Source organism: uncultured Anaerobiospirillum sp., assembly GCF_902485895.1.
Classification (GTDB): domain Bacteria; phylum Pseudomonadota; class Gammaproteobacteria; order Enterobacterales; family Succinivibrionaceae; genus Anaerobiospirillum; species Anaerobiospirillum succiniciproducens.
Map to the genome: position 1 here is coordinate 1 of NZ_CABTML010000028.1, position 12,732 is coordinate 12,732.

The following is a 12,732-nucleotide window of genomic DNA, read 5'->3' on the forward strand; positions in this document are numbered from 1 at the left end:
AATAAAAAACGGCATAAAAGCTTATTTATGCCTTTATGCCGTTCAATAATTTGATAATCTATAAATGATTATTATGACTATAAAAGATCCTTAGTTAATCTATGAGTGCCATGTACAATTACTGCAGCTACAGATACCATTAATTTCTGTAGCCACAGATAACATCAATTGCTGCCCCACAAACAAAAAAGGAAGACCGAAGTCTTCCCTTTTTTCATGAAGTCCATTAACGAATGGCTTAGTCGTATGCATAGCCCTTACGGTTACGCTCACGCTGCTGCTCGTCGATGCTTTCAAACTTCTCGGTAATAGCCTTGTTCTGCTCTTCCTTGATGTCGTCAGGAATGTTATCCCAAGCCTCTTTGATTGGAGTGATCAGACGGATGATCTCATCAATAGCACCAATATCATCGTTGATGTTGGCATCGTTGAGACGATCTTTCATGTAATCATATAAACCAATAATGCGGTTACCGAGCTCAGGATCATAGCTTGGATCTACAGCACCTTGAAGACCATTGAGAATACCCATAGCCTTGCCGATGAACTCTGCTTTCTTTGCAGGATCACGGGTCTCAATATGGCCCTTAGCCTGATTTAAACGCTCGATAAGACCCTCAAACAGCATCTGAGTAACGCGGTGAGGGGAGGCTACGAGGAGCTCAGCTTCAAGCTTTGTACGATTGTAAGCTTTAAGGTTACGTCCGTACATTTCATTCTCCTATATTATTCGTCCGCAAAATCTTTGATGCACATGACGGCACACCTATCTGCGAGAGAAACAGTTATAAACACAGTCAGTGCATTCAAAACCGCAACTGATACGAGATCTTCTATCTTCGTATACCTATCTGCCACGCCTATGTTACTGCGGCAATTGCGGTATCACTCAACTGAATGATTTTAACATACACATCTAGTGTAGGCTATGCAAAGACTACGAACTTGAGCCAAAATGATTGCTTAGTCACACTCGTTCGCGCCTTATTATACGGGAAAGTTAGCGACTTTTAATGCTACGGCCAAGCTCTTTATTGATACAAAATCTTGCTATCTTCTAGCAACAGCTTTGCCAAACTGCTTAAATTGAGGTTAGATCACGACAAATTCACTTGTGATCTTATCTTTGCTCGTTATCGACAATACAACCTCTTACTCATACTAACGTACTAGCTACAACCTTTATAAGCAATATGGCCAAAAAACAAAAAAGGCCCAGGTTGATACCAAGGCCTCTTTACACCTAATGTAGTTATTACACAAACGGTAGTTAGACTTTGTAGATCTATACTCTTTAGGCAGTAGTCTCTAATACAGCACCACGTAGGGACTCATTTACGTTCTTGCTGTCAACACCATAGGCCTTGAGAGAAGGATCTTGGGTCATTTCGTCGTGCGCAATACGCTGTTCATACTTTGCAATAGCTGCTGAGACGCGTAAGAACTCCTCTGATGGGATCTGACGAATGACTTCATTGGACTTAGCATCAACTACGTTAATTACGCGTGCATTGTCATAATCTTCAGCAGTATCAAAGCGCAGTGCTACCTGCTTCATGTTCAGTGAGTCAATGACTTCTTTAGCCTTGTCTCTTGCCTCTTCAATCTGCTCTTCTCTGTCTTCAAGAGCGGCCTCTTCGCGCATTTGACGGATACGAGATTGCTGCTCACTTTCATTAGCACGCAGAGTGCTACGCTCTGCAGCCTTATCGGATACAGATTCTTGCTTCCAAGCATTAGTCTTGTTGAGAGCTGAGAGAGCTGAAGAAACATCAACCTTCTTAGCTTCATTTACAGGAGCATCTTTGCTGTCATGTACTTTAGATGCCTCAGGAGCTGATGGAAGGCTTTTACGTTTGGCATCCAGGGTGTTCCTGACACTAAGGTCAGTTTTTACTACACTTGAAAAATCCATTTTTGAGTCCTCTATCCTAATACCGTTCATGCAGCATGAAGTTCCTTAGTTAGTGAAACTGCATGAATCTCTGCTTAGCAAACCTTAAACAGGCCGAAAGCGATCATAGTATCGATAAGAGATATCAGTTAAGGGATCAGTGCAACAAAGGCTGCTAGTTGCTAAAGCAACTACTCTCCACTTCTGTATCTGCTCAGATTTAATCTACTGATCGTTACTCTAGATGCTTTCGGACTTAGGAATTGAAAACATCTAAGAGTCGGCTTTTAACCGTGTAAATACATGATGACGATATGTCATTGAACCTACAGTGATTCACCTTAAAGGTCTTATGTGAGAACACCATAATTGAAGTTTCAAACATAAGAGAAACAAGTCTTGCCGTTTTAAAAATTAGCGGCAGTAACTAGTGTATGCGTATAAGCTATATGTAGACCGCTGCCAAGAATTAAGCAGTATCTTCATATAGGCATGTAGCATAAATAACTACAGTAGGTGTCTACGTTTAACGCAATAGAAAGAATGTTACTCACCTTGTTCTAACAAGATAAACAAGTCGTTTATAAAGAGTAATACCCTTTCATAATTCTATATCGGTTTACAATGCTATTTATTGAAAACCATCACGTATTAACTTGATTGTTTATGCATCATTGTGATCTGCATAACATGAGTACGGCGTGTATAAACCTTATGTCGGTTATGTTTCATGGCATCGATACTTCAAGCTCTCTTAGTAAGAAATATACCTTGCTTGTTTCTATGAGCCACAAAGATCACGTCAGCGCTGTATCTAAGTAATAGCCACTAAGTTCTTTAGTCATAGATATTTGGTCAATATCAAACCAAGGACTTACAAAAGTTGGCATATGTACAGTGATGATCTTGAAAACTTACTTAGCTTTCCAGCAAATCGCCGTAAAAATTGTTGAGCGATTATACATGATCGACCTTACACTTTTGCTCGATACAACACAGATTTGTTTGTTATGCACTGCAATAGCACTTCTTTAATTGCAAGAAAGAATCCAACTAGTGCAAGCATTTTCCCGACACTTAAGCCAATATACCCCCAACGCTTTCTCATAATTATCTGATTTATGAGAAGCGCACATCATCTGCCCAATCATTCAACAATATCATGCCAAAAAGTTGATCTACTTATCATTATCAAAACATTTTGACATGTTCATCAAATCTTATGAAACATTACACCTTTCGTTTCTGATTTATCTCAATAATAAACACAGCAACATTTACACAGCAACACACGACCACACCACGCAGCCCTCACTCCACAAGGATCATAGCGTCAAAAAGATCACAGGCTCGCATCACCGAATAAAACAGATCACCAGCCCCAAAGATCACTGGTTCTCAGTACTGACTAAAGCAGATCACTATTCCCAAAGATCACAGGATCACATCACCGAATAAATCAGATCTGCTATTCAGAAGATCACAGAAGATTCAGATAGGACGCTAGGTCGTTTTAAACAAGTTTGATCGCCTAAAACGACAAAGGCGAGCACTATGGCTCGCCTCTGTTTAGATAGAAACTTTTAGTTCTTATCTCATGAAGTCAAACAGGGTTGCTGAGTGAACAACCTGGTATGACTGCTGTGCTACTTGCAGCGCAGCCTGTGCCTGCAAGAGATCAGATACTGCAGTGAAAGCATCAGCTTCAACTACGTTAGCATCAGCTTCCTTCTTGATGTCATGGATAGACTCGTTGGACTTAATGATGGCATCGATGTTAGCACCACGAGCACCAACCATACCACGGAAAGTATCAACCTGCTTCTTAGCAATGTTGACGTTTTCCTGCATACGAGCAACCTGACGAGTCAGATCATAGCTGCTATTTACAATAGCATTAGGACCATACTCATCTGAAGGTAACTGCAGCGCTTCAGAAATCTGAGTTAACTGATTAAGAATGTTATCTTGCTCTGGCTCTTTAAGAGTAATAGTAATCTCATGGCCAGCTTGAGGCATAGCTCCATCAGGAAGCTCAAACTGCATTCCAGCAACAACGATCTTGCCGTCTTTAATTTCGCCTTGAGGTCCAATATCTGTGCCATTGGCAGTTTTTAACTGGAACTTATTGTCTGCCAGCACTTCAATCTTAAACTGATTTGTTGGAGCAGGAGCTGGAGCACCATTTACACCAAAGTGGAAGTGATCCTTAAAGAAAGTGTTAAATTCATCATAGTCTTTAACACTGCCAATATATTGCACTGGCTGACCACCTGCTGCTGCAGTAAAGTCAAAAGTGTTAGCAAGATTTGTATTCTCAAAGATATTGAGACCGCTATCATTGGCTTGAATAGTTAAAGTAGGTGATACATTCACATACTTATTTGAACCATCAGCATTACAAACATAATGACCTGAAGCTGTCTTTGAGAAGGTAGGAACCTGGCTACGTGCACCTGAGAAAATGAACTCACCTTCTGCATTCTTGGTGTTCATCAGATTAAATAACTGATCACGAACCTGCTTAATATCCTCAGCTAAAGCTGCACGTGAACCATCATCTAATGTGCCGTTAATTGCCTGAACAAGACGAGTCTGAACAGAACTTAAAGCATCATAGATCTGACCTAATGCAGTTTCTTCCTGGGCGAAATTATCAGCAACAATCTTTGAGTTCTGAGTGTACTGAAGGTATGAAGCAATATCTGCCTCATACTTCATGTGGGCAGACATACCGCCTGGATCTTGACCTGCGGTCTGGAACTTCTTACCGGTGTTGTAAACTTGGGAAGCCTGATCTAAGCGGGAGTTGTGTCCCTGTAAGTAGCCTAGATGGTTCCTATACTGCATAGTAGTTGAAACACGCATCTCAATTCTCCTTAAACAGCATTAATCAGAGCATCAAAAATGGTTTGTGAAGCGCTAATAATGCGTGCACAAGCACTATATGATTGCTGGAAACGAATCAGGTTGGCAGCCTCTTCATCGAGGTTAACACCAGCCACTGAGTAGTATAAATTCTGGCTTTGCTCGCACTTAGCCTGAGAAGCCTTCAGGTCAGTGGAAGCTGACATCACTGCAGAACCTACTGCAGAAGTCATATCGGCGTAGTCTTCGGTAAATGAAACCTTTACCTTGTCTGAGCTATATACAAGCTCTTCTTTCTTTAAGCCTGCTAATAGGTTACCGTTTGAGTTATCGTTTTGTGCATTAGTGTTGATTTGGATTTCAAATTTTGAACCGTTTTCAACAGTACCTGTAAAACTTACCTCATAACCAGGATAACCATCAGGTTTTGTAACTTGCTGGTTACCATTTAACCATGTTGCGTGACTAAAGATGTTTTGGCCATTACACGAAGCAGGTGCGGTACCAATCTTTTGGCCGCCCTTTGAATAAATTACGTATAAACCTGTACCGTTTGGCTGTGCCTCATAAATAACTGATGCTGGCGCATCATTCTTCATTACAGGCTTACCAGCGACATCAATGTACAGGCCCATAGCCTCTTCGCCCTGCACATTAGGACCAGTACCCATCTGGAAAACACCATTTAATGTTGGTGTCGCATTGCCCTTATGAGGAACTACATTGGTACGAATAGCAGATGCAAAAGCAAAGTCTTCAGGCTTAGTTATGTTGCACTTGATTTGGAATGCAGCATCGAAAGTAGGCTGAACACGGAACTCAACATCAGCAGCAGCTATGTCATTACGAGAGCGGTTAAAGCTGAAAGTTACACCATGCCCCTTTGGCTTAATAACCATATTGCCTTGAGCATCTGCAGTGATATCGCCTGCATCGAGTTGAACCTGAGTCTCTACTCCAGATGCATCCGTCATCCATAACTGAGGGTTAGGTGGATTTGTGGTGTTATCCCAAGTTACACGGTAATCAGCTGCATGAATCTTATCGCCTGCACCACGATCAAATGACACAGTCATTGCAAAAGCATCATTGCTTGACCAAGCAGGAACTTTAGGGATGGTAATTAAGTCAGCACCTGCAACACCGCTCATGGTTAGACCACCACGGTTCTGCTCGTTCATTGCATCAGCAAAAGCTAAGGCATTCTGACCAAGCTCACGCATGGACTGACGCATCTGATCAGATGCTGCTAAATAGCCACCTAACTTGCCGCCCCACTGAGCATGGCTTACTTCAATCTTTGTCTTAGAAGGAGTATTGAAGTATAAACCTACCTCTTTACGAGTAGGATCAGCAGGGTGCTGGTTGACCTGTAAAGTACCGTAAGTATCGTGGTTAACGAGTAACTGGCCATTACCTAAATAAAGGCTGAATGAACCGTCATCCTCAGTAGTAACCTGAACGTCTACTAAGTTAGAAATTGCGTCAACTAAACGGTCACGCTCATCGACTAACTGCATGCCGATATCAGACTGCAGACCTGCTGAGCCTAACTTTGCAACCTGCTTGTTAACTTCGTATAAACCCTTAACGAGGTTATTAATCTCAGCAGCAGTATCATCAACCTTATTGTTGATGTCAGTGATCTGATTGCGGATATTGTAGTTGAGGGTGTTGTAACGGTCTACGAGAGTCTGGAACTCTGCAAGAAGCTCACGACGATTTGCAACGGAGCCAGTATTCTGTACTGCAGCTTCCATTGAGGCGAACAGGGAGTCGAGCTTGCTGTTAATAGATGTGTCCTTGTTGGACAGCATGCTATCAACTGTGCTTAAGCCAGTAGCAAAAGCATCATAGAAACCTACATTGCCTTGATCACGGAACATCTCGCGCTGTACGTACTTGTCGTACATACGGCGTGTTACAGTGCTGCCTACACCCCAATCAATAGTGCTTGTATAGACATGGGTCTCTTGACGAGTATAGCCCTGAGTATTGACGTTATTGATGTTGTTAGAGGTGGTGTTTAAAAGCTTCTGTTGGGTAAGTACACCATACTTACCAGTCTGTAACAAATCGAGCATAGACCTAATTCCTTCAACTGCGGCCCTGTTCAAGCCGAGATTAAATTCTCTTGATAAACCTTAATGCTATTTGTATGCCATAAATGCGATTTGGCGTGAAATATTTTTGAGTTTGGCGGAATAATGCGGATCCGTAGCGTATCCAGCCGCCTGAATCTCATCAAAATATTTGTCAGGATCGAAACTCTTGCCGGCAGCTTTTGAGTAACGATCATTGCCAGTGATTAAGGCAACATAGTCCTTCATGCTCTCAAGCACCGAAGGATAGGCTCTAAATCGGGAGTTACGCTTAACCATTGCGCCGTTTTCAAACTCGTCAGAATCAAGATCCTGAGTCATTCCTGTCCATGAGCGGCCAGCCTTAATGCCGTAGTAATTATTGCCAGACGGCACATGTTTGCCCCATCCAGTCTCAAGTGCTGCTTGAGCTACTAAAACTAATGGGTTCATGCCAATTCCCTCAACTGCCTTAACTGCATAAGGCATCATCTTCTCCACAAAATCCTCTGGAGAGTTGAAGTTACGCATTTCACTTTGATCAGTAAGTGATGCATAAACCTGATTGAGGTTGTTAACTGTTGCCTGCTCAGCAGATTTGCCTTTAGCGGCGGCAAACATTTCTGATGGACGTTTGACAATAGGACGCAATGAGTCCTCTGAGTAGTTGTAGAACTTGGCATCAGGGCCATTAATTGGCATCATGTCGCCTGGCATCCTAGTAACCTTAGTAGGTTCATATGGACGACCTTCAAGTTCTGCCATGAGGGCTTTACCCTCATCACCCAGAGTTCTAGCAAACTGCTTAGTGATGAGATAAGTAATAGAAGATTTGTTAATTGATGCGCCGCCAGATGCGTTACCCTGAACCATGGCACCAACTTGCTGCTGAGCAAGCATGTCATCGAAGAATCCAGAGTACTTACTACGCAGAGGAGAATCAGGGTTGATTTCCTCATTGGTAGAACGCATGCCATCAACCCAGTATTGCATCAAGAGTGATTCAAACTGTTGGGCAGCCATGTACAGGGCTTCGGCCTTTTGTTTATTAGTACCGTTGCCCAAAGAGCGCAGCTTGTTTAAGCCACGTGTATCTGCGAGCAGGCCTAAATCAGCCTTAGCTTTTTGTAAACCAGCATCCATAACGTCTACCGTCTATTACTTCACTAACATAAAAATCTTGAAGTCCTAAAGGTTTTTGTGCTGTTTTTTCAAACCCATGCACAAAACCCTTGTGTCAAATCTTTATAAAAGCTTATAAATAAGCCATTTGCGAGACACGATTTAGGACATTTTTTAGTGTTTGTGCAACCTATATGCCATAGGCTTTTTGACGCTTTTAAACCGCATAAATATCGCATTTATGAGCTAGGCATGACAGCCTTTTTACACCCCTATTTCACCCATGATTTGATGCTAAAGATCATTTGACAAAGGATCAGAGATCATCGCCAAGGATCGCAGCCCACAATAGCCGTACGGTGCGATCTCAAGATTTTGCCACTTAAGATCGCCACAAATTCTGCGATCCACATTTATGTATCTCTCTTTCAAGTCATGATCCGCGATTGTGAGATCTTACGATCTCAGTAATCGCATAACCCATAGTGCGATCTTGGTGTATGCTTTTTGACGATCGCTATATAACCTTATTTATATGCGACATCCTTCTGATCTTATGTAGAAGCATCAATGCTTTTTCTTTTATATAGGATCAGCGATCGCCAGTTTTACGACCTCAAAGATCTTGCGATCTTATAGCTTAAAGATCTTAAGATCGCGGTGCTTCAAGATCATGAGATCTTGAGTTGCTACCTTCTACTTATATATGCAGAGCTCGCTACTGAGAGATCATGAGATCTTGAGCTGCTACCTTCTACTTACATTTGTAGAGCTCGCTTCTTAGGGATCGTGAGATCTTGAGTTGGCTATTTCTACTTATATATATGTAGAGAGCAGTGCAGGCGGATCGTGAGATCAGACATGTCGATAATTGGCTGCGTTTGTAGAGCGAAACTGTTAAAAATTTGTGGAGAGAGGATCATGGAGTTGCGCTTTGAGAATGTGGTTTAGTAGTTAGGTAGAGCTAAGATCGGGCGGGTTTGGTGCAGTTACATGTTCTAATTTACATTGAATGTAAAACAAAGTGTGAGATTGATCAGAGATCTATCGTTTCACAATGATGCATAGGGTAAAAATTTTTGAACGATTATGGTTACGAAGTTGATTCATCCTAGATATTACTTGTATACCAGGCATATCTAGTTAAGATCCGAATTTCAACGCATTTGTTATGCAAATAACACGACCTTTAGTGGAGATCATTTAATAATGATCGAGCTATTTTCAGGTGTTTTAGCGCCAACAGATTTTTTGACAGTCCGTCAAAATACTGCCAAATTCATCTCAAAATGGCGTATCATAGGCACTTGTAAAAATTCTGCCTTAAACGAGTAGTTCCATAGTTTTTATTAGCTAGGACTAACGTTTGAGATCGAGTTTTTGCAGCTACTTAGTTCCATGCGAACTTTTTCTCTTATGTATAGTGCTGATATATCAATTGAGCTCTTGTGCGAGAGTTTATTGTTCGTCTTCAAGATCTAGGGTTTACGGATCTTATTTGTAGTCTGCAGATTGCTTTAACGCCGACTTATCTACTTTATAGTCAACAAGCGTTTGGAGAGGCAGCCATGCTTAACTTAAGTCCTTAAGCATGACTCGATACATGAACACACCAACTAGCACCTTTATCATCTCTTGATAAGTGTGAATATTGGATTGAGAGTCATAAAGTCTTTAAGAGAGTCAAAAGACTTTATGGCCCTTTGTAATAAGGCAGATAACTCGTATTGAGCTTTGGACTATTGTGTATAGATCTCATCATTTGATCTGGCAAATTAGTGCCTCTTTTTTGAGATCTTAACGATTGTAGCCGACTTAAAAGTAGTGCTCTTATATTCCATATCCTTTTTCACATGTGATATGACGTATTTGTCCACTACTTTGGTCGCTTCATTTAGTGCCTAACATAAGGCGGGAATATGCAGTTTTCAGGCAACGTTCTTATCATCGAGCATAACCAAGATAAGCGTCAGGCTTTAGAAACTATCTTCAGTTTCCTCGGTGCAGCAACTCAAACAGGTGAAGTCGAAGACTGTCTGTCTTACCTCGACTCATCCTCTGAGTCTGTGGATGCATGTATCTTAGGTGATTTAGATGGCAAGGCCACTATTAGCCGCATCATACCTAAGTACAACCGTACTGCTTTCATCATTTGCGATGCTGAGTTCGTCCCAACTGGTAAGGAAGACGCAAACTACATTGGTCGTCTTACCGAAGAACCTACCTATGATGAATTAGTTCAGCTGCTGCACTATAGCCAGTCATTTAAGACCATGAGCCGTCTATCAGGCCGCTCCGATGGTCGTCGCGGCGCTCTCATTAAGCGACTGGTTGGTCGTGGCGATGCTATCTGTCTTGTTCGTCGTCTCATTGAGCAAGTAGCGCCTACTGATGCCAACGTTCTGATTTTAGGTGAGTCAGGTACTGGTAAAGAAGTAGTTGCTCGTGCAATTCACGACATGTCAAACCGCTCTAAGAAGCCTTTCGTACCTGTAAACTGCGGTGCGATTCCAGGCGAGCTCTTAGAGTCTGAGTTATTTGGTCACGAGAAGGGCGCATTTACCGGTGCATTTGCTACTCGTGAAGGTCGTTTCGAGCTTGCTGAGGGCGGTACCCTTTTCTTAGACGAAATTGGTGATATGCCGTTTGCTATGCAGGTAAAACTGCTGCGTGTACTTCAAGAACGCAAGTTTACCCGTGTAGGCTCTAACAAGATCATCAATGCCAACGTACGTGTTATTGCAGCTACTCACCAAAACTTAGAGACCATGGTTGAGGAGAAGCGTTTCCGTCAGGACTTGTTCTATCGACTTAACGTTTTCCCAATTGAAACACCACCTCTGCGTGAGCGTACTGACGACATTCCAATTCTTATCCAAGAATTAGTTAACCGTCATGGCAAGGAGCAGCACACCACTATTCGTTTCACTCAACGCGCTATGCTTACCTTAATGCAGGACGAGTGGAAGGGTAATGTGCGTGAGCTGTCCAATTTAGTTGAGCGCTTGCTGATTCTCCATCCAAATGAAGTAATCGATATTAGCGATCTCCCAGCCAAGTATCGTGGCGATCAAATCCAGGATGATCCAGTAGCTGAGCGTGAGGCTCTGCTTGAGGCATTTACTTGCACTGACGAATTTGACAGCGTTGATGATAATTTCGACATGGACTTCGACGAGTCCTTAGTTGCAAGTGACTTAGATAGTGAGCAAGCTGCACAAAAGCGTGCTGAGCTCCCTGATCTCCCAGTTATTCGTGATGAAGAAGACATGGCTCAGGCCTTCATTCCTCGCTTAAGCTCTGATGGTGTCAACCTCAAGGATATGATCATGGACATCGAGATCTCCATGATTAAGCAAGCCTTAGAGCAAACCAATGGCGTAGTGGCTAAAGCAGCAGAGACCTTAGGCCTCCGTCGAACCACTCTCATTGAAAAGATGAAGAAATACGGCATCAGCGCCCAGGCTTAATAAGCACATGCCAGGTTTAATATGTACATGCCTGGCTTAATAAGCACATGCCAGGTTTAATATGTACATGCCTGGCTTAATAAGCACATGCCAGGTTTAATATGCACATCATGCGGCCGTAATTGCGTTTTAATTGTCGCAGCGGCCATGAAATGCACATACTCATTGCACGACTGCATAAACGTATACAACTGAACTGTTAGGAAGAAAGATGTTAGACATTGAATCCAAGATCACGGAATTTCTTAAGGACAAGACCATCTTGGTAACTGGTGGTACTGGATCTTTTGGCAAGAAGTTTATCCGTACCGTTCTTGATCGTTATCCTGTCAAGAAAGTCATTGTTTACTCACGTGATGAACTCAAGCAGTTCGAAATGCAGCAGATGTACCGCGATGAAAGCCGTCTGCGTTTCTTCATCGGTGATGTTCGTGATAAGGAGCGTCTGTACTTAGCTTTCCGCGATGTTGATGTGGTTATTCATGCTGCAGCTATTAAGCAAGTTCCTGCCGCTGAGTACAACCCAATGGAGTGCATCAAGACTAACATTGGTGGTGCTGAGAACATTATCGAAGCTGCTTTATACACTAAAGTTCAGCGTGTTATCGCTTTATCTACCGATAAGGCTGCTAACCCAATCAATCTGTACGGCGCAACCAAGCTTTGCTCCGACAAGATCTTCGTTGCTGGTAACAACTTAGTTGGTAACCGCGATCTGCGCTTTGCTGTAGTTAGATACGGTAACGTAGCTGGCTCACGTGGCTCTGTTGTTCCTTTCTTCCGTAATCTCATTGCTAATGGTGCTACTGAGTTACCAATTACCGATGAGAATATGACCCGCTTCTGGATTACCTTAGAGCAAGGTGTTCAATTCGTGCTTACTAACTTAGTACGTATGCACGGCGGTGAAGTATTCGTACCAAAGATCCCATCTATTCGCATTACTGACCTTGCTACTGCTATGGGTCCAGATATCAAGCAGAAGATCATTGGTATTCGTCCAGGCGAGAAGATCCATGAGGTTATGTGTCCTCGTGATGACTTCCAGCACACTGTTGAGTTTGATAACTTCTTTATCATCAAACCATCCATCCGCTTTGGTGATAGTGATGTTGACTATTTAGAAACTAAGCTCGGTGAGAAGGGCGCTCCTGTTGAGGCCAACTTTGAATACAACTCATTCAACAACCCTCACTATCTGACAGTTGATGAGCTCATTGAGCTAAACAAGCACGTCTAATTTAGACGCCTTGTTCTTATAAAGGGTCAGCATCCTAGATGCGGGCCCTTTTTACTT

The 12,732-nt window shown here is 42.5% G+C and carries 7 protein-coding genes; 2 read left to right on the plus strand and 5 right to left on the minus strand.

Features of this window, described 5'->3' with window-relative positions:
- Window positions 1-238: 238 nt before the first annotated feature.
- The 5 genes from fliS to RDO37_RS02555 form a co-directional block, all read right to left on the minus strand.
- Window positions 239-712, minus strand: coding sequence for a flagellar export chaperone FliS (fliS, locus tag RDO37_RS02535; protein ID WP_044121673.1), 474 nt, complete (start codon window positions 710-712; stop codon window positions 239-241).
- A gap of 582 nt (window positions 713-1,294) precedes the next feature.
- A complete protein-coding gene (locus tag RDO37_RS02540; protein WP_027939669.1) occupies window positions 1,295-1,915 on the minus strand; it encodes a flagellar protein FlaG in 621 nt (206 codons plus the stop codon).
- 1,569 nt (window positions 1,916-3,484) lie between these two features.
- Window positions 3,485-4,762 (minus strand): flagellar hook-associated protein FlgL, encoded by a 1,278-nt coding sequence (flgL, locus tag RDO37_RS02545; RefSeq protein ID WP_308498000.1) that lies wholly within the window; start codon window positions 4,760-4,762, stop codon window positions 3,485-3,487.
- Between the two features lie 11 nt (window positions 4,763-4,773).
- Window positions 4,774-6,846, minus strand: a complete 2,073-nt coding sequence (gene flgK / locus RDO37_RS02550; RefSeq protein WP_308498001.1) for a flagellar hook-associated protein FlgK — start codon at window positions 6,844-6,846, stop codon at window positions 4,774-4,776.
- A 66-nt stretch (window positions 6,847-6,912) separates the two neighbouring features.
- Window positions 6,913-7,986 carry a glucosaminidase domain-containing protein gene (locus RDO37_RS02555; protein ID WP_308498002.1) on the minus strand — a complete coding sequence of 358 codons (1,074 nt, stop codon included), beginning with the start codon at window positions 7,984-7,986 and terminating at the stop codon, window positions 6,913-6,915.
- A gap of 1,898 nt (window positions 7,987-9,884) precedes the next feature.
- On the opposite strand from RDO37_RS02555, the gene RDO37_RS02560 reads away from it, so the two are divergent.
- A complete protein-coding gene (locus tag RDO37_RS02560; RefSeq protein WP_027939671.1) occupies window positions 9,885-11,435 on the plus strand; it encodes a sigma-54 dependent transcriptional regulator in 1,551 nt (516 codons plus the stop codon).
- Between the two features lie 211 nt (window positions 11,436-11,646).
- Window positions 11,647-12,675: a UDP-N-acetylglucosamine 4,6-dehydratase (inverting) gene (gene pseB / locus RDO37_RS02565; RefSeq protein WP_281709948.1), complete on the plus strand. Its 1,029-nt coding sequence runs from the start codon at window positions 11,647-11,649 to the stop codon at window positions 12,673-12,675.
- The last annotated feature ends 57 nt before the right edge of the window (window positions 12,676-12,732 follow it).